The sequence below is a fragment of the Sphingobacterium sp. UBA5789 genome, assembly GCF_002418355.1.
Classification (GTDB): Bacteria; Bacteroidota; Bacteroidia; order Sphingobacteriales; family Sphingobacteriaceae; genus Sphingobacterium.
In genome coordinates this window covers 46758-66137 of the sequence record NZ_DIDX01000001.1, presented here as the reverse complement: position 1 = coordinate 66137, position 19380 = coordinate 46758, and the positions used below count along the sequence as shown (strand labels likewise).

At 39.9% G+C, this 19380-nt stretch carries 23 protein-coding genes; 13 read left to right on the top strand and 10 right to left on the bottom strand.

The window, feature by feature from the left end; genetic code table 11:
- Nucleotides 1-79 precede the first annotated feature (79 nt).
- The 4 genes from B4B65_RS00300 to B4B65_RS00285 are packed head-to-tail and all read left to right on the top strand — an operon-like array spanning nt 80 to nt 2673.
- Nucleotides 80-1030, top strand: coding sequence for a CPBP family intramembrane glutamic endopeptidase (locus B4B65_RS00300; RefSeq protein WP_293912297.1), 951 nt, complete (start codon nt 80-82; stop codon nt 1028-1030).
- Nucleotides 978-1190, top strand: a complete 213-nt coding sequence (locus B4B65_RS00295; protein ID WP_236582337.1) for a putative signal transducing protein — start codon at nt 978-980, stop codon at nt 1188-1190. Before B4B65_RS00300 ends, B4B65_RS00295 begins: the two co-directional genes overlap by 53 nt.
- 2 nt (nt 1191-1192) lie before the next feature.
- Nucleotides 1193-1990, top strand: coding sequence for a phosphatidate cytidylyltransferase (locus tag B4B65_RS00290; RefSeq protein WP_201681015.1), 798 nt, complete (start codon nt 1193-1195; stop codon nt 1988-1990).
- A gap of 14 nt (nt 1991-2004) precedes the next feature.
- On the top strand, nt 2005-2673 hold the full coding sequence (locus tag B4B65_RS00285; protein WP_293912293.1) for a DUF2461 domain-containing protein: 669 nt from the start codon (nt 2005-2007) through the stop codon (nt 2671-2673).
- Here B4B65_RS00285 and B4B65_RS00280 read toward each other — a convergent pair.
- Entirely contained in the window at nt 2670-3866 is a 1197-nt protein-coding gene (locus B4B65_RS00280; RefSeq protein WP_293912290.1) for an anhydro-N-acetylmuramic acid kinase, read from the bottom strand. The two genes, B4B65_RS00285 and B4B65_RS00280, sit on opposite strands and share 4 nt — an antisense overlap.
- A 94-nt stretch (nt 3867-3960) precedes the next feature.
- Here B4B65_RS00280 and gcvH point away from each other — a divergent pair, with 94 nt between their 5' ends.
- Entirely contained in the window at nt 3961-4341 is a 381-nt protein-coding gene (gcvH, locus tag B4B65_RS00275) for a glycine cleavage system protein GcvH (RefSeq protein ID WP_293912288.1), read from the top strand.
- Nucleotides 4342-4394: 53 nt separating this feature from the next.
- Here the strand turns inward: gcvH and B4B65_RS00270 are convergent, their stop codons facing one another.
- The 3 genes from B4B65_RS00270 to mqnB all read right to left on the bottom strand — a co-directional run bounded on the left by B4B65_RS00270 (nt 4395) and on the right by mqnB (nt 6976).
- A complete protein-coding gene (locus B4B65_RS00270) occupies nt 4395-5147 on the bottom strand; it encodes a DUF6263 family protein (protein WP_293912286.1) in 753 nt (250 codons plus the stop codon).
- A gap of 77 nt (nt 5148-5224) precedes the next feature.
- A complete protein-coding gene (locus B4B65_RS00265) occupies nt 5225-6211 on the bottom strand; it encodes a pyruvate dehydrogenase complex E1 component subunit beta (protein WP_002998545.1) in 987 nt (328 codons plus the stop codon).
- Nucleotides 6212-6358: 147 nt separating this feature from the next.
- Nucleotides 6359-6976: a futalosine hydrolase gene (gene mqnB / locus B4B65_RS00260; protein ID WP_293912283.1), complete on the bottom strand. Its 618-nt coding sequence runs from the start codon at nt 6974-6976 to the stop codon at nt 6359-6361.
- A gap of 74 nt (nt 6977-7050) precedes the next feature.
- Here mqnB and B4B65_RS00255 point away from each other — a divergent pair, with 74 nt between their 5' ends.
- From B4B65_RS00255 to B4B65_RS00220, 8 genes are all read left to right on the top strand, one after another.
- Nucleotides 7051-7464: a 6-pyruvoyl trahydropterin synthase family protein gene (locus B4B65_RS00255; RefSeq protein WP_293912280.1), complete on the top strand. Its 414-nt coding sequence runs from the start codon at nt 7051-7053 to the stop codon at nt 7462-7464.
- Between the two features lie 21 nt (nt 7465-7485).
- A complete protein-coding gene (gene folE, locus B4B65_RS00250) occupies nt 7486-8118 on the top strand; it encodes a GTP cyclohydrolase I FolE (protein WP_293912277.1) in 633 nt (210 codons plus the stop codon).
- Nucleotides 8119-8265: 147 nt separating this feature from the next.
- Nucleotides 8266-8901: an O-methyltransferase gene (locus B4B65_RS00245; RefSeq protein ID WP_293912274.1), complete on the top strand. Its 636-nt coding sequence runs from the start codon at nt 8266-8268 to the stop codon at nt 8899-8901.
- 22 nt (nt 8902-8923) lie between these two features.
- Nucleotides 8924-9493 carry a glucosaminidase domain-containing protein gene (locus B4B65_RS00240; protein WP_003009747.1) on the top strand — a complete coding sequence of 190 codons (570 nt, stop codon included), beginning with the start codon at nt 8924-8926 and terminating at the stop codon, nt 9491-9493.
- A 56-nt stretch (nt 9494-9549) separates the two neighbouring features.
- Nucleotides 9550-10395, top strand: coding sequence for a glucosaminidase domain-containing protein (locus tag B4B65_RS00235; RefSeq protein ID WP_201681008.1), 846 nt, complete (start codon nt 9550-9552; stop codon nt 10393-10395).
- A gap of 160 nt (nt 10396-10555) precedes the next feature.
- Nucleotides 10556-11224 (top strand): hypothetical protein, encoded by a 669-nt coding sequence (locus B4B65_RS00230; protein ID WP_236582335.1) that lies wholly within the window; start codon nt 10556-10558, stop codon nt 11222-11224.
- A gap of 21 nt (nt 11225-11245) precedes the next feature.
- On the top strand, nt 11246-12289 hold the full coding sequence (locus B4B65_RS00225) for a DUF3078 domain-containing protein (RefSeq protein ID WP_293912265.1): 1044 nt from the start codon (nt 11246-11248) through the stop codon (nt 12287-12289).
- On the top strand, nt 12289-13182 hold the full coding sequence (locus B4B65_RS00220; protein WP_293912263.1) for an N-acetylmuramoyl-L-alanine amidase: 894 nt from the start codon (nt 12289-12291) through the stop codon (nt 13180-13182). Before B4B65_RS00225 ends, B4B65_RS00220 begins: the two co-directional genes overlap by 1 nt.
- 121 nt (nt 13183-13303) lie before the next feature.
- Here the strand turns inward: B4B65_RS00220 and B4B65_RS00215 are convergent, their stop codons facing one another.
- The 6 genes from B4B65_RS00215 to B4B65_RS00190 all read right to left on the bottom strand — a co-directional run bounded on the left by B4B65_RS00215 (nt 13304) and on the right by B4B65_RS00190 (nt 19375).
- Complete coding sequence (locus B4B65_RS00215) at nt 13304-15007, bottom strand: sodium:solute symporter (protein ID WP_293912261.1); 1704 nt, start codon at nt 15005-15007, stop codon at nt 13304-13306.
- 105 nt (nt 15008-15112) lie between these two features.
- Nucleotides 15113-15316: a hypothetical protein gene (locus B4B65_RS00210; RefSeq protein ID WP_002998565.1), complete on the bottom strand. Its 204-nt coding sequence runs from the start codon at nt 15314-15316 to the stop codon at nt 15113-15115.
- Nucleotides 15317-15323: 7 nt separating this feature from the next.
- Nucleotides 15324-17768 (bottom strand): PIG-L family deacetylase, encoded by a 2445-nt coding sequence (locus tag B4B65_RS00205; RefSeq protein ID WP_293912257.1) that lies wholly within the window; start codon nt 17766-17768, stop codon nt 15324-15326.
- 329 nt (nt 17769-18097) lie between these two features.
- The gene (locus tag B4B65_RS00200) at nt 18098-18355 is read right to left on the bottom strand and encodes a DUF6952 family protein (protein ID WP_002998569.1); all 258 of its coding nucleotides are present in this window, start codon (nt 18353-18355) and stop codon (nt 18098-18100) included.
- Nucleotides 18336-18650 (bottom strand): thioredoxin family protein, encoded by a 315-nt coding sequence (locus B4B65_RS00195; RefSeq protein WP_002998571.1) that lies wholly within the window; start codon nt 18648-18650, stop codon nt 18336-18338. Before B4B65_RS00195 ends, B4B65_RS00200 begins: the two co-directional genes overlap by 20 nt.
- 89 nt (nt 18651-18739) lie before the next feature.
- On the bottom strand, nt 18740-19375 hold the full coding sequence (locus B4B65_RS00190) for a peroxiredoxin (RefSeq protein ID WP_002998573.1): 636 nt from the start codon (nt 19373-19375) through the stop codon (nt 18740-18742).
- Nucleotides 19376-19380: the final 5 nt, after the last annotated feature.

Here is a 19380-nt window from a genome sequence, read left to right as displayed (position 1 = left end):
AAACTACTGATATTGCCTATCTTTAACAAATTTTTGAGATTAAGAGAATACAGTATCATTATTATTTTTACAATAACAAATGCTATTAACAAAGCCTATTCATACGCCGGTTGTATCTATGCTATTATTGATTATTATTAGCCTGGCTTGCAGTTTGACGCTGCAGGGAATAGTCATGTTTATATATGCTGTTTATTCCGGAAGTTTTGACGTGCTCAAATCGGGCTCTTCGATCATGAGTAATCCGGTTTTCAGCAATTTGTTATTAGCTGTAAGCAGTATTGCTACATTCGGATTACCGGCTTATTTTCTTTTACAGGCCGAACAGCGTCAGATAAATTACTTTCCTTTACAAAAGAGGGGACGCCTCACCTATTTTGTACTGGTATTGCTTACGATGACTGCTTTTATCCCTTTGATGAGTCAGATTGCAGAATGGAATGCAGAGATGGTTCTGCCGGACGCTCTGAAAGGCATCGAATCCTGGATGCGGGAACAGGAAGACAATGCGGCCTCCATGATGTCTGGTATCGTTATGAAAACGTCGTGGTGGGGTTTGTTTATTAATCTGATTATTCTTGCCCTATTGCCCGGAATCTGTGAGGAATTGTTTTTCAGAGGGGTAATCCAAACGAGTTTTTTTCGTCTTTTCAAAAATCAGCATCTTGCGATCTGGGTAACGGCTATAATTTTTAGTGCCATACATGTTCAGTTTTACGGATTTTTCCCAAGAATGTTTTTAGGAGCATTTTTCGGATATCTCCTGATCTGGAGTAATAATATCTGGGTCCCTATATTCGGACACTTTATCAACAATGCTACAGCTACCATTTTTGGCTTTTACTATTCCAGAGAAGGGAAAACTTTTGAGGAGATGAGTACTGCTGAAACTTATCCATGGTATATTTATATCGGGAGTATAGCGGCAACAACGGTATTGTTATTTATAATTTACAACTATTCAAGAAAGATTAACGATGGAAAAAGACTGGGTAAAGATCAAGACGTATACGAATGCGATCCAGAGTGAAATTGTAAAGCAGATGCTTTTAGAAAATGAGGTTAATGCTGTTGTTCTCAATAAGCAGGACTCTTCTTATCTGTTTGGTAAGATAGAGCTTTATGTCAATGTAAATGATGTAGAGAAGGCAAATGCATTGATCGAAGAACTTAATCCGGAAGAAAACTAATCATGAAGACAAGAGCTATTACAGGTGTTTTCTTTGTTATTATCCTTGTCGGGTCTCACCTGTTAGGTAAAGAGGTATTTGTGGCTTTCTTTGCGTTACTGGGTGTAGCAAGCCTTCATGAATTTTATAAACTGGTAACTTCTGATGATATCAAACCAGATAAGACTATCGGGTTATTGACCGGACTGGTTCTGATGGTTACAGGCGGAGGAGCTTATCTGGAATTTTGGTCTTTCCGGTTTATTCTGCTGGTCGTTCCTTTTCTTTTATGGATCTATATTGCGGCTCTATACCAAAACCGTAAATTTCCTTTCCACGATATATCTTATACTATCAGTGGAATCGTGTACACTGTTGTCCCGTTTTTAACACTGATAGGCCTGGCTTTTGTAAACGGGAAATTTAACTTTTATATTCCTTTAGGGTATCTGATTCTTCAATGGTCTAATGATACAGGAGCTTATTTGGCAGGGAGAAGTTTTGGAAAGCGGAAACTTTTTGAGCGGATTTCTCCAAACAAGACCTGGGAAGGATTTATCGGAGGTGTACTGCTTGCAGTAGTGGTTGCGCTCAATCTGGAACAGTATTTCGGGTCTATTGAAAAATGGCAATGGGTTGTCGTGGCGCTGACAATTGGCGTTTTCGGGACATTGGGAGATCTTGTTGAGTCTATGCTTAAGAGAAGTCTGGATGTCAAAGATTCAGGTAAGATCATGCCCGGACATGGTGGTTTTCTGGACCGGTTTGACGGTGTGCTTATTGCAGCTCCGTTAGTCTATATATTTTTGTTGTTAGTTTAAACTCTATTTTCGTTATGGCTAAGATTGAAAAACAAACCTTTTCTTTTTTGGAGGCTCTTCGTCCAAATAATAACCGGGAATGGTTTCAGGAAAACAGAGAGCTTTATGAGGCTTCTCTGGCTAATGTAAAAGCATTTATCCGTGGCATTATTGATGCATTATCTGCTTTTGATCCTCATATTCACACCGATATTTCAGAGAGCAAGTGTTTGTTCAGGATCTATCGGGACACTCGTTTTTCAAACGATAAAACGCCTTACAAAACCTGGTTCAGTGCCGGGATATCTGTTGACGGGCGTAAACTGGACGGGCCGGAATATTATTTACATATAGAGCCGGGTAAGTCTTTTTTAGGAGTGGGATACTGGAGACCAAATAAAGAGCATCTGGATGCCATCCGTCAGGAGATTGATTATAATGCTGAAGGGTTTTATAAAGCATTGGAAGATCATCAGTGGAAAGCATCAGACCTGTCTGCAGAAGATAAATTGGTAAGACCTCCTGCAGGATATGATGCTTCGCATCCGGAGATAGAGATCCTTAAATTAAAGAGCTTTATTCTCTATCGTAAGTTTACAGATAAAGAGCTGATTGCTTCTGATGCACTGGACAAGGTGATTGAGGCCGCACACAGCATGCTGGCCTTTAAAACCTATATACATCAGGCGATCGACAACGATTAGACTGGCAGGCTTATTTTGCCCATACAAACAGCAGGTGAATCTTTGATCTGATTGACATGATCCGGCTTTCCAACAAGTGTCTCGTTTGCCAGTAATGCAAACAGACACGCTTCTTTTGCATCCGGATTAAGTCCCAGCTCTTCGAAAGATGTTATTTTATAATCTGGTAAACCTGCTTTTATTAATTCTACGAGTAAGGGATTATGCAGTCCTCCTCCGCTGATGTATACAGCAATATTCTGAAGATCTTCGCATTGTTTTAAAATAGCGGCAACAATAGTGTTTGCAGAGAAATGACAAAGTGTAGCCATCACGTCTTCATGAGAGAGGGCTGTGGTATCTGACAATTCCTGTAAATGATGTAAATACTCGAGATTAAAAAGTTCCGGCCCTGTTGTTTTTGGAAAATCCAGCAGGAGAAAAGGTTCTTTACTTAATTCTTCCAATAATTTTTGATCAGGTTTTCCGGAGCGGGCCACATGTGCGTCTGTATCCATTTCTTCATCAAAATATTCCTTCATATATTGATTCATCATGGTATTTCCAGGACCCAGATCTGTTGCATATGCTTCATAGGTACTGTCTGTATGCGGCAGGAATGTGAAATTCGAAATACCACCAATATTAAGTAATATTCTGTTCTCAGTCTTATCGGTGAATAGCAGGTAGTCTCCGTAGGCCGCTAAAGGAGCTCCTTCTCCCCCGGCAGCAATATGCTTTTGTCTGAAATCTGAAAGTGTAATAATGCCGGTCATTACAGCAATATGATCTCCATCGCCGACCTGTAATGTGCTATTCGGCAGGCGCGTGTCATGAGTCAGACTTTGAGGAGCGTGATATACGGTTTGCCCGTGACTGGCAATAATATCCACCTGAGAAGCATCCATATGCCATTGCTGCAACGCCTGATTGATCAGCTTAGCGTGCACAATACCAACATAGGCATTCAGCCCGGATAAGGTTTGCAGATCAATAGTGCGCTTTGAAAACACTTCCCTTACATACGTTCTGAATTGAGGTTCGTAATCCATAGTCTCAAAAGCTACAAGTTCCAGACGTGTATTGCTTCCTGAACCGGAAATCTTACATAGTGCAACATCTAATCCGTCCAGTGATGTTCCAGACATTAGGCCTATAATCATCCGTTCCTGCTTTTGAGCAAGGGCATACAACTTTTCAATCTGTGCATTCATATTCTAAAAATACAACTTTAATCATATATAAAGGGCATCTTTAATATTTTGTAATGTCATGTTATAATTCTATTTTTGAGAAAAAATTAAGATTATGAATTTTCCAGCAGAATTAAAATACACGAAAGATCACGAATGGGTTCGTGTTGAAGGAGATGAAGCCGTAATTGGTATTACAGACTTTGCACAACGCGAACTAGGCGATATCGTATTTGTGGATATCAACACAGTAGGCGAAGAAGTGCCTGCAAATGAAGTTTTCGGTACAGTAGAGGCTGTAAAAACAGTTTCAGATCTGTTTATGCCCGTTACTGCAACTGTATTAGCAGTAAACGAAGCTATCGATGCTTCTCCTGAATTGGTTAACTCGGATGCCTATGGCGAAGGTTGGATTATTCGTGTTAAATTGAGCAATGCTGCTGATGTAGACGCTTTATTGTCTGCAGATCAATATAAAGAAGAGATTAATGCATAATGCATTTACGTATAAATAACAAAAGGCTCACCATTCGGTGAGCCTTTTGTTATTTATAAGGTATTCATAGTGACTTCTGTAGTCACTTTTGTCCCCTGTACTTCAAGTCTTGTTGTCAGGATATAGCTTTTGGTCAGATTAGTGGTTTTATCTAAGATATAGTTTCCGGTTATCGTTCCTATCTGAGAGTCATCATCCCCGAATACATTCCCTGCAATATCAATAACGTAGCCACTATCCGATATTTCTTTAAATGTTGATTTCGTTGTGATTTTCGGAACAAGTTCCCCTTTTTCTATTTCACTATCCCATGTATCTCCTGGTTTTACAGGATGATCGGGCAAGGCTGTTGCCATATTATTAAAAGAGTTTTTATCTATGCTTTGTCCCAGTTCTGTCGGAAAGGATACATCCAGCACTTTTCCTGAGTTTGTCATTACAGTCGTAATTGTTTTGCCAAGTATAGGTGCAAACTGTTCACTCAGCATTTTTCCCATTTCGTCAGTGGATTCTTTTTCCGAATCGTAATTCAGCGTCATCATATCTGCATTGATTTCAGCTTTTATCGTTTTGGTAAGGGTTTCGATAGTAATCTTTTCCCCTTCTATACTTTTTGGTGTCATTTCCATTTTCATGGACATATTCATTAATACACTTTGAGGTCCGTCCACATCTGTCTTGACCTCCATTTTGACTATGGATGGTTTGTTAAGGGATGGTTTGATTTTTAAAGTAACGGCTTGTTGTGCCTGAGTGGTCAATGTTAGGCCTATTAAGATAAGCAGGCCTAATGCGTGTTTTTTCATAAAAGTAATTTAAGTAAGTGGTCAAAAAGAAAGCCCCTCATCACTGAGAGGCTTTCCTGAATTTATAATAAGATAACTTATTTCTTTAAGTAAGCAACTTCTTTTACTGCTTTTACCACTTTAGCTACACTTGGTAAAGCTGCTTCTACTAATGTAGGCGCATATGGAAGAGGTACATCTGCCGCTGTAACACGAGTTACAGGAGCATCTAAGTAATCGAAAGCATCACGTTGTACTTTGTATGTTATCTCTGAAGAGATAGAGGCCAGAGGCCATGCTTCTTCAACAATAACCAAACGGTTTGTTTTCTTAACAGATTCAACGATAGTTGCATAATCGATAGGACGTACAGAACGTAAGTCGATCAATTCAACATTTACACCTTCTTTTGTCAATTCTTCGATAGCCGGAAGAACAACACGAGGAATCATTTTACCGAATGAAACAACAGTTACATCAGTACCTTCTTTTACGACATTTGCTTTGCCGATTTCCAGGTAGTATTCTTCCTCAGGAACAGGACCTTTATCGCCGTACATTACCTCTGATTCCATGAAGATAACAGGATCCGGATCAATGATAGCTGATTTCAAAAGTCCTTTTGCATCATAAGGGTTAGATGGAACGACAACTTTCAGTCCTGGTGTATTAGCATACCAGTTCTCAAAGTTTTGAGAGTGCTGCGCACCTAACTGACCGGCATTACCTGTAGGGCCGCGGAATACAATAGGGATGGAAAACTGTCCACCACTCATCGAATGAATTTTGGCTGCAGCGTTGATCACCTGGTCAATTGCTACCAGTGAAAAGTTGAATGTCATAAACTCAACAATAGGCTTAAGGCCGTTCATTGCTGCTCCAACACCGATTCCGGCAAAACCAAGCTCTGCGATTGGAGTATCTATAACGCGTTTTGGTCCGAATTCGTCAAGCATACCTTGACTTACTTTATAAGCTCCGTTGTATTCTGCAACTTCCTCGCCCATTAAAAATATTTTTTCGTCTTTACGCATTTCTTCGCTTAAGGCTTCGCGAAGTGCTTCTCTGAATTGTATTTCTCTCATCAGTTGTAAATAGTGTCAAATTCTAATACGCAAAACTACTATTATTTATTGATATTTTGAAGGTTCCGGCTGTCAAAATTATATGACTTTACTTCATTTTTGGTAAAAAAAGGAGACTGATATGGCAATATTAACAAGAAATAAAACCTATTTGGATAAAAGATCTAAAAGTTGGACGTTCAAATTTTTGATTGCCAACGGGATATTCCAGTTCTCTCTGTTGCGCCTTTCCACATAGTTTGAAATGCTTCGAAGCTGAATCACAGGGATGTTTTCTTCTCCGGCAGCCATGAATACAGCCGCTCCTTCCATAGATTCTAAAGAGACAGAAGGGAATAGCCTGTTGATATCTTCAATTGTCTGTTCATGACCATGTACTTTATTGACTGTAATTGCGGTACATTTTTTATAAGAGTCAAGACGGGTGTTCCAGTCAGGAGGGGGTGTTGCAATATAAACAGATTGGCCAAATCCGAGTGTTTCTATGGGAAGAAATGTTTCTCCGTCTTCAGCACCTAATTCTGCAAACCGGTCTTCTGTGATCTGCAGCACCTCTCCTATCATCAGATTTTTGTCAAAAGATCCGGCTATTCCGGCGTTAATAATCAGATCATAGGGATTGCTGACCAGGTGTTTCCCGAGCTGATAGGCCGTATTGGTCATGCCAACCCCCGTGATTAGGATCTCACAGGATGGATAATCCTGTTTTTTTTCCAGAAAGGGTTGAATTTCAAAGGATGTAGCGGCAACAATAAGTGTCTTCATACGAGCAAGCGTTGTCCTACAATAATACTAATATTTACTCAAATCTAACCGTAAAGCAGTATCTTTGCAGCATTATGATTTTTATTACTCGACGCGAGCGTTTCAGTGCTGCGCACAAACTTTACCGAGAGGACTGGTCATCAGAACAGAATGAAAATGTCTTTGGAAAATGTAGCAACCCCAATTGGCACGGACACAACTATGTGTTGTTTGTGACAGTCAAGGGAGAGGTAAATCCGGAGACCGGTTTCCTTATCGATTTAAAAAAAATGAAGGAAATCATATTGCATCATATTATCGAAAAGCTGGATCACCGCAATGTGAACCTTGATGTAGACTTTATGAAAGGCAAACTGGCTTCGACGGAATATATCGCTATTGAGATCTTTAATGTATTAAAGCCTCTTTTTGAGGAGGAGAATGTAATCCTTCATAGTGTGAAATTAGTAGAAACAGAAAACAACTATGTCGAATATTTCGGCAATTAAATCTTAAAATAAAATTTGATCATGAGCAACCCTTCAAGTTTAGATCATGAAGAGATGGATGGCTATGTTAAAATCGACAAGTATAATCCATTGCACGTTGACAGAATAGCTACTCATTATACCGATATCCTGCAGGCTCTGGGCGAAGATCCCGCACGTGAGGGACTGTTAAAGACACCAGAGCGTGTTGCAAAAGCATTGAAGTATCTCACACACGGATATGATCTGGATCCGGCGGCTGTATTGAAAGGTGCTATGTTTGAAGAAGACTACAGTCAGATGGTTGTGGTAAAAGATATAGAAGTATACTCGCTTTGTGAGCATCATATGCTTCCTTTCTTTGGAAAGGCGCATGTGGCCTATATTCCCAACGGGCATATTGTGGGTCTGAGTAAAATCCCGCGAGTCGTGGATATTTTTGCAAGACGTCTGCAGGTACAGGAGCGTCTTACCAATGAAATCCGGGATTGTATTCAGGAGACACTTGGTGCACAAGGTGTAGCTGTAGTGATGGAATGTAAGCATATGTGTATGGCTATGCGCGGTGTGCAGAAACAAAATTCTGTTACAACTACATCCGCATTTACCGGTGCATTTCAAAATGATGTGACACGGTCCGAATTTTTGAGATTAATTACCGCCAATCTGGTTTAATCTAAGAAATCCCCGCTTATATTAAGAATTACTGAATCCGGACATTACTTTGCTTTGTGACGAACGAAATAAAGTAATGTCTTGATTTTTAGTGAGATATGATTTTTTGTTTTTGTATTTACAAAAGCCTTATTTACATTTGCATCCATGTATCAGTCAGAAGAACTGTTAAATACGTACTTAGAACATACTTGTGACGCGGAATCTGCGTTACTAAAAAGGATCAACAGAGAGACCTATTTACGGGAAACTATGCCTCATATGTTGTCGGGTCATTATCAGGGAAGAGTACTTTCTTTTTTGAGTAAAATGGCAAGGCCGGGACGTATTTTGGAGATCGGTACATTTACAGGATATGCTACTCTTTGTCTGGCTGAAGGGCTCAGTAAAGATGGTGAAATCCATACAATTGATATCAATGCAGAGCAGGAAGAACGTGTGCAGGGATATTTTGATGAATCATCATATAAGGAGCAGATCCGGTATCATATCGGAGACGCGCTGGAAGTGATAAAAGAGATATCAGGAGATTTTGACCTGATATTTATAGATGCTGACAAAAAGAGAAATCTTCAGTATTATGAATTACTGGTTGATCGGGTTCCGTCCGGAGGACTTATTATGATCGACAATGTTTTATGGAAGGGAAAAGTGTTGCAGGAGGATCCGGACAATCAAACGAAACAAATTCTCGAGTTGAACGAGCAGTTAGCAAAAGATCAACGGGTAGACAAATTAATTCTACCTATTCGGGATGGGCTTTTTGTATTACGCAAAAAGTGATTTGTGGACTAAATGATTTATTATGCAAGAAAAAAACTTTAAGAAGGTTCTTCTTGTGTTGTTTTTGTGTTTTTTAAGTATAACTACTTTTGCACAGAAATTTTCTCCGACATCTTATGTCGAAGAGCACAAGCAGATCGCACAACGTCTGAGCCGCGAACAGGGTGTTCCCGCCTCCGTTATTTTAGCTATTGCAATGCATGAGAGTGCAAATGGAAATAGCAAAGTTGCCAAAAACCTGAATAACCATTTCGGAATTAAAGGCAAGAACAATAGCAAGACCATCCGGTCATCCTACAAAGGCTATTCTTCTATTTTAGATTCATATCATGACTTCGTTGCCTTACTAAAGCGAAGGACTTCTACTCAAAAACTTTTTGACAAATACGACTCAGACGATTATCAGCAATGGATAAACGGAATCGCAAGATCCGGATATTCACACAGTAAAAGCTGGAAATCTCAGGTGTTGGGTATGATCAAAAGATATGGATTGGACGAACTGGATACTCCGGTTTCGGATAATAAATCCCGTATTGCCAACAGATTAGATGCTGATGTTTCACAAGGAACATCCTCAAAATTGAGATAAGCTTTTTTTTTCAGTATTATTGCATTTTATAACAAGGTAAAACTCTATAGTATTCAATGAAAAAGATTTTCTATTTGTCCATCATGGTTATGCTGGTCGCATCATCATGTTCAAGTAAAAGGCACACCGTTTTACAGGGCAAAAATGGAACCTCTGTTTCAAAAGGAAATCAGGGCAGCCAGACTTCCTCCGGCAAAGGAGCGACCAGTATGTCCGGATTGAGCTATATTGAACGTTATAAAGGTGTCGCTATTTCAGAAATGAATAAATACGGGATTCCGGCCAGTATAAAATTGGCACAGGCATTACTCGAATCCGGAAGCGGCAACAGCTATCTTGCCAGAGAAGCAAATAATCACTTCGGTATCAAGTGTGGCGGCGTATGGAATGGCAGAAGTGTCAACCGTCCGGACGATAACGAAAATGACTGTTTCCGCGTATATGATAATCCGGACCAATCTTTTAAAGATCACTCTCAATTTTTATTAAGAAAACGATACGAGAAGCTTTTCCTGCTGGATAAGAACGACTATAAAGGTTGGGCAAAAGGACTGAAATCTGCTGGTTATGCCACAAATCCACGCTATGCCGAACTCCTGATTGATATGATCGAAAGGTATGAGTTGTATCGCTATGACCGCTCCGAGACTTATGTGGAAAAAGAAAAACGTGAGGAAGTCGTGGACAAAGTAATAGAACAACGTATTGTACAGGAACCCGCAGCGGTGGTACCTGAGCAGATAAAAAGTCCTGTGGCGATGCGTATTCATGAAGTCAAAGCAAAGGAGACATTATATGCCCTCAGTAAAATGTATAATGTGTCTGTAGAACAGATAAAGCAACTGAATGGATTGACTGCTGATGATGTTTCTATAGGGCAATTGCTTGTAATTTCAAAATAGTTTGCAAACAGTGAAAAGTTGTTAAATATTTCACAATTAGCGTTCGATAATGTAGTTTTACCTTGTGAGAACGCGCCTTTATATTCTTTTTTTTATTTTATTTCTCGGGAAAATCACGCCTCTTTTTGCACAAAAGCAAATAGAAGGAATAGTTTTTGATATGGACACCAAGCAAAGGATTGCGAAGGTGAATATCAGGAATGTGACTGGTGGTGGCGAGGTTTTTAATAATTCAAAAGGAGAGTTTCAGATCAAAGCCAAAAAAGGAGATATACTTATTGCGTCCTCTAAAGGGTTTCACGGAGATACTGTAAAAGTAGAAGACAGCCCGGTGATCCTGTTTTATCTGAAGCGGGCTACAATTTATCTGCAGGAGGTCACTGTCAAAGGCAGGAAGACACCTGAAGAGATTCTTCAACAGGAACGGGAAAACTATAATAAGGCTTACCGTCTGGCTGATCCGGGAAGTGTATTTTCAGTCGGACCAACAGGAGCAGGTGTAAGTATCAATGCGATTTACAGTCTTTTCAGCAGAGAAGTAAAGAATGCAAAACGGTTGACACGCCTCATTGAAAACGATTATAAAGAGAATATGATCGATTACAAATTTACGGAGGCATTGGTTGTAAAGGTGACCGGGCTTAAGGATGAGCGGTTAAAGGATTTTATGACACAGTACCGGCCATCATATTTTTTTGTAATTTCGGCAACAGAATATCAGATGACAACCTATATTCAGTCAAGTTATGATCAGTATATAAGCAATCCTGCATTAAAACGCTTACCTTTGCTGCCGGACGTAACATTAGATATAACACCCTATAAATAATTGTTTAACAAAACAGCTATTATGAAAATAAAAAACTACGCTTTTCTTCTATTGATGGGCCTGCTTTTCAAAACAGCCCATGCTCAGGTTGATTTAAAAGATCTTCGGGCAAAACCGGACTCTATTACAAATAATCAGAATAAGCAAAAGTTAAATATAAAACCGATCAATGTTCCTATTCCTAAATTGGCGCTGGAAGTAGATTACTGGAAGCACTGGAGCCGGTTTGGGGTTAATGCTAATCAGGCTTCATTCAGCGATAGCTGGAAAGGTGGAGGGGTCAATTCATTAGCTTTGGGACTAAATGCCTGGCATAAATCCGAATTTAATAAAGATGATTTTAACTTTATTACGGAGGTAGATCTGCGATATGGTAAAGTGAAGAATAAGGATCAAATGGCTAAAAAGAATAATGACCGTATTTTCTGGGACAATAAGCTGTCTTATAAACTATCTAAAAGCTGGTCACTCTTTACTTCCTTGACATTTGAATCCCAATTTGACGTAGGTTATACATATGAAACAAAAGACGGCGTAGAGCGCATAAAAGAAACTGTTTCTGCATTTATGGCTCCGGGATATGTTACGGAATCTTTCGGTTTGGAGTATAAGCCTGATAATACGTTTTCTGTACGATTTGGTACAGGTACAGCCCGTCAGACCTTCGTTTTGGACGATCGTATCAAACCCTTGACAATAGAACAATATGCCATCAAGTATCCTGGACAGACAATCACTAAAGACCAGGAGAAGTATGGTGTTAAGGCCGGAAAAACTTTTAAAAATGATCTTGCATTTCAGATAACTGCCAACCTGGATAAGAATCTGTCTAAGAACCTTAATCTGAAGAGTCGTTACAATCTGTTTGCGAATTATGAGAAGATCGGTGACCCCAGTCATCGTTTAGATGTATGGCTGACAGCTAAGATTACACGATTAGTGAATGTTAATTTAAACGGGATAATGCTGTATGACAGCGATGATGTTACTCCTGAAAACCCGAAAGCGAAACTGCAGTTCTCAGAATCTCTGGCTTTAGGTCTTACATTTAATTTGCCGAGGTAATGAAAGCAGGCATACAAGCCGTATTTGGAGTTTTAGTGGTGGTGATAGGATTTTCAGCTTGTAAGACCAATCAATATGCCAAGACAAATAAACAGTACCAGAATCAGGTCAAAGAGATTGCATCTACACTGACTGCTGAGCTTCCGCAACCAAGCGGAGCAAAAGAAACGGCAGACAGCGCTGTTCCGGAAGTAAAGACCGTGGATAAAGTGGCCGATCTTCAGCAAAAAGGAATGCGTAAGGATCTGGATTGGGTAGGAGCAATTCATTTTGACATCCGTAAACCCAATTATGTAATTATCCATCATACCGCTCAGGACAGCCTCAAGCAGACGCTTCGTACATTTACACTGGAGCATACCAAAGTGAGTGCACATTATCTGATCGGTAAGAAAGGTGAGGTTTACCAGTTGCTCAATGATTATCTGAGAGGATGGCATGCAGGAGCAAGTAAATGGGGATCTGTTACAGATATGAATTCCGTTTCTCTGGGAATTGAGCTGGATAATAATGGAAGAGAGCCGTTTTCCGATGTGCAGATCAATGCCTTGCTCACCTTATTGGATACCCTAAAAGCAAACTACGATATACCTACAGCCAACTTTATCGGTCATGGAGATATTGCTCCTACCCGTAAAAATGATCCAAGTATATTTTTCCCGTGGAAGAAGCTTGCTGAGCGGGGATTTGGGATCTGGTATGATGAACGTACACTTATGACCCCTCCAGAAAATTTCAACCCAATAGATGCACTGAAAATAATCGGATACGATACCCGTAACCTATCTGCAGCTATTGTAGCATTCAAACGTAAGTTTATTGTGAATGACCTCAGACCTGAGCTTACCCTATATGATAAAAGTGTATTGTATAATCTGTACCTGAAATACTAAGTTCTTGTTCAAAAAACTTTATCCTGATCAGCAGGTCGATTCAAAGTAGATTAGATTCAGATGTAAAGGACAGGTGTGCGGACCGGGGCCTACAGGCTGTTTGTCATATTAATCAACATTCTCAGCTTACCAGTTTCTCTGTTTTTCGTGGCAGTGTTGCTTGAAGGATAAGTCCTATGATGACAACCAGTGCGCAGCCGATAAGATTGAGCCAAAGGAAAGCAACAATATCCATTTTCCATATGGCTACAATAATGATTTCTGAAATCACTGCTGCCCAGAATACCGCCCTCCCTCCTATTTTTTTCACATAAAAGGCTACAATAAAAATACCTAATATTGTTCCATAGAACAGGGATCCAAGTATATTGACAGCTTCCAGTAAGTTGCCGAGCTGACTGGCGTAGAGTGCGATGAGTATGGTAAATATGCCCCAGGCAAATGTAATCACCCTGGATGCATTAAGATAGCCCTGGTCGGAAGCCTCTTTATTCATAAATCGTTTGTAGATATCTACGATAGTCGTTGATGCCAGAGAGTTGATAGCACTGGCCGTTGCCCCCATAGAAGCAAGGAATATAATGGCCACAAGTAATCCGATAAGACCCTTAGGGAATGTGCTGGTTATAAAAGATAGAAATACATAATTGTTATCATTTACTTCCGCTTTACTATCGTTCTTTTTGATCAGCGCTATTACGTTATCCCTGACACCCTGTACCTGTTTATTTGATTGTTCAAGTTTCAGACGGGCATCTTCTATTGCTTTATCATTATTTTTATCCAGTGCTGTTGTCAACTCATTGATGACGGCCTGTTTTTCAGTATACAGTTGTACATGCTGCTTTTCAAGCGACTGGTATTCCTCATTATAGCTACTTCCCTGAAGCTTGTGAATCTCTTGCTGGTTGAAAAATACAGGAGGGGTATGATACTGATAGTAAGCAAATACAAGTACGCCGATCAATAGAATGGCAAATTGCATGGGAACTTTCAGTAATCCGTTCATCAAAAGTCCCAACCGGCTATCCCGGATAGAGGAGCTGGTGAGATAACGCCCTACCTGACTTTGGTCTGTCCCGAAATAAGACAGCTGAAGAAAGAAACCTCCGATCAGACCTGTCCATACCGTATATTGATTATTGGGGTCAAAAGTAAAATCAATGGCATTTGTTTTTCCGGATTTTCCGGCAATATGAAGCGCTTTACTAAAGCCGATATCTTCCGGTAATAAATGCACAACCATAAAACCTGCGACCAGAAGTCCGCCAAAGATGATACTCATTTGCAGGGCCTGCGTATACGAGACAGCTTTTGTTCCTCCATATACCGTATAAAGTACGACCAGACTACCAATAAACAGTGTCGTATAGGTAACATCTACATGAAGAATGGTCGATAGAATAATAGAAGGTGCAAAGATGGTAATGCCGGTAGATATACCGCGTTGTATCAAAAACAGAATGGCTGTAAGTGCCCGTGTTTTGATGTCGAATCTTTTCTCCAGAAATTCATATGCAGTGAATACACGCAAACGGTGAAAGATTGGGACAAAGGTAATACAGAGCACAATCATGGCCAGCGGGAGTCCAAAGTAGAACTGTACAAAGCTCATTCCGGAGGAGTAAGCTAAACCCGGAGCTGATAGAAAAGTGATTGCACTGGCTTGAGTAGCCATTACAGATAGCCCGACATTATACCAGGGCATAGAGCGGTTGCCTAACAGGTAGCCGTCTATATTGCGGATGCCTCTGCTCTTGTATATGCCGTAGCAGATAATGAGCAGAAGAGTAAGAAAGAGTACGGTCCAGTCGATCGCACTCATGAGAAATACAGTGTAAATGCGTAAAGAAACAGAATAAAAAGCGCTAGCCAGAGAACAACTAAAATATAAAACTGCCTCCAGCTACGCACAAAAGGGGGTAAACCCCTATCTGTCATGTGGTTTTCCTTTTAGAAGAAAACTAATAAAAATGACTGCAAAAATAAAGCCTCCGATTGCTCCACCGATCGCACCCAGAATAGATAGATTCCAGGCAAGAACAGTCAGTGCGCCAAAAATTACCCCAATTAGAATAATCAATCCAGGAACATTCAATGCAGTTTCTTCTGTATTTTCGATGTGGTTTTCCATTTTTAATTTATTGTGATTGTTTTGATAGCAAATTTACAAATAATCTGTAAGCTCCCGGTACTCCGGCAGGCAATTGTCTAAAAAAAGACAAGGATGTATACACAAATTTACCTTTTCCTTCATTAACAACCAAAAGAGATCCGTTATTCGGAGATTCATTTTTATCATTCATCAGTAGTGGAGTAGCATATTTGCGGTCTATCTGCGAGGCGAAGTATAATCCACGTTCCTGAATCCATCCGTCGAAGTCTGCAGCTGTGATTTTATTCGGAGTTTGTAAAACCGGACTTTCCTTGTCAAATTGTACAGTTGCATTTTCATCAGTCACACGGTCACGCGAGATCTGAAACGGGTAAGGGCCAAAGGTGTTCGATTTCAGACCATTATTTACATTGTATTGCTCTACCAGCGTTCCTCCCGATCTTACATATTTTAAAAGATGCGGCATCAGGGCAGACATTCTGCTATTTACATTGAAAGCTCTTATACCAACAATTATGGCATCATAGTCCTGCAACTGATCATTTATAATCTCGGATTCCCGTAAATTGGTAACCTTAATACCAATATCTTTAAGACTGGAAGCAACGAGATCTCCTGCTCCTTCGATATAGCCGATTTTTTTCTGAGGAATATTAATATCGAGACCCGTAAGACGAACTTTTGCGGGCGGAAACCAGGTGATTTTTGGAATATGTTCGTATGCAATGGAATGATAAGAAAGAGCAGCCTTATTTCCTATGTTGATCTGTAAAGAATCTAAACGGACATCTTTTGACAATGGTGTCAATATTATCTTTTGTGAAATTTCAGTCTCCTTATTTTTAAAATCCAGGGATAGTTTTTGTGGAGATACAGTCCAGTTCTTTGGCACATCGAAAGAGACTTCTGCTGTCTGAGGTTGATCTGTATGTGCCTGAAATAAGATTTCTACCGTTTTCGGTTCGCCGAGGCGTGCGACAACAGCACTGCTCAGTATATTAGCCGTTACAGCAGGACTAATGATTAACGGCTCATATACCTCTCCTCTCACAGGATGTGTGTATTTAAATAATACCGGACGATCAAATGTGACGGACACACCGTTTATTTTGAGGGTAAAAGTATTGTGCAGGGCATCGGGATTTTCAGGGTTGCCAACAAGTGTTAAATCATCCACATTGAATTTTCCCAGTGTACCTTCCTTTTCAAGCCAGTAAGGTTGTGAAACAGGTGTTGCTGTTTGGTTATTTTTTTCCGTTAAGATGCTGTTATAACTAAGCGATTTATTAACAGGTGTATTGTTTATTGCCGAGAGCTCGACTTTAACGTCCGGTCTTCTGACGATAGCATCGTTAGCGATAGAAACGGTTGTACCTAAAACAAATTTTGACTGATCCGTATAACTTTCTATCCATATGCCAGCACAGTCCAGTATCAGTTCTTTTATTTCTTTGGTCTTTTGTGTTTTCCAGTGCGTATCATCTACTTTTTGGACCAGCTGTAAGAGTTCGATCAGTCCGGTGACAGAAGCTTCCGGATGACTGATATTAAAGTTTTGATTAAGCTGCGTAATTTTTTGTTGTATAGCCGGATTGTCTGTTACTCTTTTCCAGGAAGTTTCTACACCATCCATTAAGTCCGTTTTAGGAGCGTCGCCTCCCAGCAGCTCAAAGTATTCTCTGGCATTTCCTCTTTGTCTGGAAGCGCCAAATCCCTGGCTTTTGTGTGAAGAGCGGCTCTCGGAAGCAATCTCTCCATAAGACTTACCTATAAGGGGATTATAATCACCGATCTCAAGATTGAACTGATTCGCTGCTGTTGTATTTACATTGCCAAAATTAAAGGTATTCCAGAGCAATCTCCTGGCTGCCCATGGTTTTACATATTTCAGTTGTTCGGGATATACCTTGGGATCTCCGGCAATTTTAAACGCTTCGATAGCCAGTATAGCTGAAGCCTGGTGGTGTCCGTGTCCCCCTCTTTCATCTGGCGGAAAACGGGTGATAATAACATCCGGCTGAAACTTTCGGATAATCCACACGGCTTCTTTCAGGACTTCATCTTTCTCCCAAAAATCAAAGGTCTCTGCGTAGGTCTTCGAAAAACCAAAATCATACGCAGTGCTGAAAAACTGCTCTCCCTTATCAATGGATCTGGCTTTTAGCAGTTCCTGCGTACGGATAAGTCCCAGCTCTTTTCCAATTTCCGTACCGATTAGGTTCTGTCCTCCATCGCCCCGGGTAAGGGACAGATATGCTGTTCTGTATTTTTTTTCCTGTGCCAGCCAGGCAATAAGTCTGGTGTTTTCATCATCCGGATGCGCCGCAAAATAGAGTACAGAGCCAAGGGAGTTTAGTTTTTCAAGTTTGAGCTTGATTTCGGATGAAGGTGTCGGGAGTGAAGGTTGAGCGTATAATAGATGTGTGTTTGCGATCATGCAAAGAGCAATAGCGATATTCCGTATAATCATAGGAATAAAGATAAATAATTTTGTAACGCCGAGTAGCAGAAAAGTAAAAGGGATCTGTAATTTTACAGATCCCTTTTAACAACAATTAAAAAATCTTTTTTTGACCTAAAGCTGCAATTAGCGACGAATAATTGAGTTTTAAACAGGTTTCCGTTGTTTGCAACTTTAAGTATTGTAACCTTTATTATAGTAAATGTAGTGTTTTTTATTTCTATTGACAGAACACCTGTAAAAATAAATTTTCCACAAAAAAGAAGTTATGCACATGTGTTGTTGCAAAAGTGCTTCTTCACTATCATCTACTTACTTTTAGATCAATGCTTAGCGGATTATTTATCTATCGAGCCCAAAACTCTTTTCATAAACACATTTAGTGCTTCTTTTTTAGGAGTTCCTTCTTTTATCAATTTATCGACCTCAACAGCTCCATACATATTGGAGATCAATTCACCGATAACATCCAGTTCTTCATCTTTTAAAGAAGGAACTTCTGTCAATGCTTCCAACGTTTCTATAGTCTCCAGTACGTAGTCCACATCATTTTGCTCGATAAACTCTGTTAAATGCTTAATTACTGGTAGTTTCATTGAATAAGTCTATTAATCCTTCGAATTTATTAGTTTGAACCTGATTGATCAGCTTGCCGTTTTTGAATGCAGCAAAAGTTGGAAGATTATTTACGTTCGCTAACTTTCTTGATTCCGGGAACTTCTCTGCATCAACGATAATAAATGAAACATTTTCATTCTCACCGGCTAATTTTTTGAATTTTGGTTTCATGATACGGCAGTTTCCACACCATGAAGCCGAGTATTGTACCATTACAATATCATTATTGTCCACAATTTCTTGTAGCGTATCGTTTTCTAATTCCTGTAACATGATTTTTTTATTTAAGCGGTTAAATAACAGGGGAAATACAGATACTTCCCCTGTTTTTTTGTTTTAGTCTTTGCTAAAGCTAGCCAGACTTAGTTAAGGTTTGACAAGTATTCAGCTACACCTGTACGCGTTGCGTGCATAGCTTCTTTACCTTCTTCCCAGTTTGCCGGGCATACTTCACCGTGTTGTTGTACGTGTGTGTACGCATCGATCAAACGGATATATTCTTTAACGTTACGGCCTAAAGGCATGTCGTTTACTGACTCGTGGAATACTTTACCTGTTTCGTCGATCAGGTAAGTTGCACGGTAAGATACTGCAGATCCTTCAGCAAGCGTACCATATTCAGGGTGCTCCACTTCTTTGATCTCCAGAATACCCAGGATACTGGATAAGTTACGGTTTGTATCAGCCAGGATAGGGTAAGTAACGCCTTCGATACCACCATTATCTTTTGCTGTATTTAACCAAGCAAAATGTACTTCGTTAGAATCACATGAAGCACCGATTACGATAGTGTTACGTTTTTCAAATTCCGGTAAAGCATCCTGAAAAGCATGAAGTTCAGTAGGACATACGAAAGTGAAATCTTTCGGATACCAGAACAATAATACTTTTTTACCTTCCTGAGTTGCTTTTTCAAAAATGTTGATACTTAAATTGTCACCTAATGAATCGATTGCATCTACTGCAATACTTGGGAAATTTTTACCTGTAAAGCTCATGATTA

Excerpts from the sequence above, each read along its gene's own strand:
- B4B65_RS00280 (WP_293912290.1), bottom strand. The coding sequence starts at position 3,866 with ATGAATGCACAGATTGAAAAGTTGTATGCCCTTGCTCAAAAGCAGGAA.
- B4B65_RS00295 (WP_236582337.1), top strand. The coding sequence starts at position 978 with ATGGAAAAAGACTGGGTAAAGATCAAGACGTATACGAATGCGATCCAG.
- B4B65_RS00245 (WP_293912274.1), top strand. The coding sequence starts at position 8,266 with ATGTATCAGTCAGAAGAACTGTTAAATACGTACTTAGAACATACTTGT.
- B4B65_RS00205 (WP_293912257.1), bottom strand. The coding sequence starts at position 17,768 with ATGATTATACGGAATATCGCTATTGCTCTTTGCATGATCGCAAACACA.
- B4B65_RS00230 (WP_236582335.1), top strand. The coding sequence starts at position 10,556 with ATGGACACCAAGCAAAGGATTGCGAAGGTGAATATCAGGAATGTGACT.
- B4B65_RS00240 (WP_003009747.1), top strand. The coding sequence starts at position 8,924 with ATGCAAGAAAAAAACTTTAAGAAGGTTCTTCTTGTGTTGTTTTTGTGT.
- mqnB (WP_293912283.1), bottom strand. The coding sequence starts at position 6,976 with ATGAAGACACTTATTGTTGCCGCTACATCCTTTGAAATTCAACCCTTT.
- folE (WP_293912277.1), top strand. The coding sequence starts at position 7,486 with ATGAGCAACCCTTCAAGTTTAGATCATGAAGAGATGGATGGCTATGTT.
- B4B65_RS00190 (WP_002998573.1), bottom strand. The coding sequence starts at position 19,375 with ATGAGCTTTACAGGTAAAAATTTCCCAAGTATTGCAGTAGATGCAATC.
- B4B65_RS00290 (WP_201681015.1), top strand. The coding sequence starts at position 1,193 with ATGAAGACAAGAGCTATTACAGGTGTTTTCTTTGTTATTATCCTTGTC.
- B4B65_RS00220 (WP_293912263.1), top strand. The coding sequence starts at position 12,289 with ATGAAAGCAGGCATACAAGCCGTATTTGGAGTTTTAGTGGTGGTGATA.
- B4B65_RS00215 (WP_293912261.1), bottom strand. The coding sequence starts at position 15,007 with ATGAGTGCGATCGACTGGACCGTACTCTTTCTTACTCTTCTGCTCATT.
- B4B65_RS00200 (WP_002998569.1), bottom strand. The coding sequence starts at position 18,355 with ATGAAACTACCAGTAATTAAGCATTTAACAGAGTTTATCGAGCAAAAT.
- B4B65_RS00270 (WP_293912286.1), bottom strand. The coding sequence starts at position 5,147 with ATGAAAAAACACGCATTAGGCCTGCTTATCTTAATAGGCCTAACATTG.
- B4B65_RS00300 (WP_293912297.1), top strand. The coding sequence starts at position 80 with ATGCTATTAACAAAGCCTATTCATACGCCGGTTGTATCTATGCTATTA.
- B4B65_RS00255 (WP_293912280.1), top strand. The coding sequence starts at position 7,051 with ATGATTTTTATTACTCGACGCGAGCGTTTCAGTGCTGCGCACAAACTT.
- B4B65_RS00265 (WP_002998545.1), bottom strand. The coding sequence starts at position 6,211 with ATGAGAGAAATACAATTCAGAGAAGCACTTCGCGAAGCCTTAAGCGAA.
- B4B65_RS00225 (WP_293912265.1), top strand. The coding sequence starts at position 11,246 with ATGAAAATAAAAAACTACGCTTTTCTTCTATTGATGGGCCTGCTTTTC.
- B4B65_RS00195 (WP_002998571.1), bottom strand. The coding sequence starts at position 18,650 with ATGTTACAGGAATTAGAAAACGATACGCTACAAGAAATTGTGGACAAT.
- B4B65_RS00285 (WP_293912293.1), top strand. The coding sequence starts at position 2,005 with ATGGCTAAGATTGAAAAACAAACCTTTTCTTTTTTGGAGGCTCTTCGT.
- B4B65_RS00210 (WP_002998565.1), bottom strand. The coding sequence starts at position 15,316 with ATGGAAAACCACATCGAAAATACAGAAGAAACTGCATTGAATGTTCCT.
- gcvH (WP_293912288.1), top strand. The coding sequence starts at position 3,961 with ATGAATTTTCCAGCAGAATTAAAATACACGAAAGATCACGAATGGGTT.
- B4B65_RS00235 (WP_201681008.1), top strand. The coding sequence starts at position 9,550 with ATGAAAAAGATTTTCTATTTGTCCATCATGGTTATGCTGGTCGCATCA.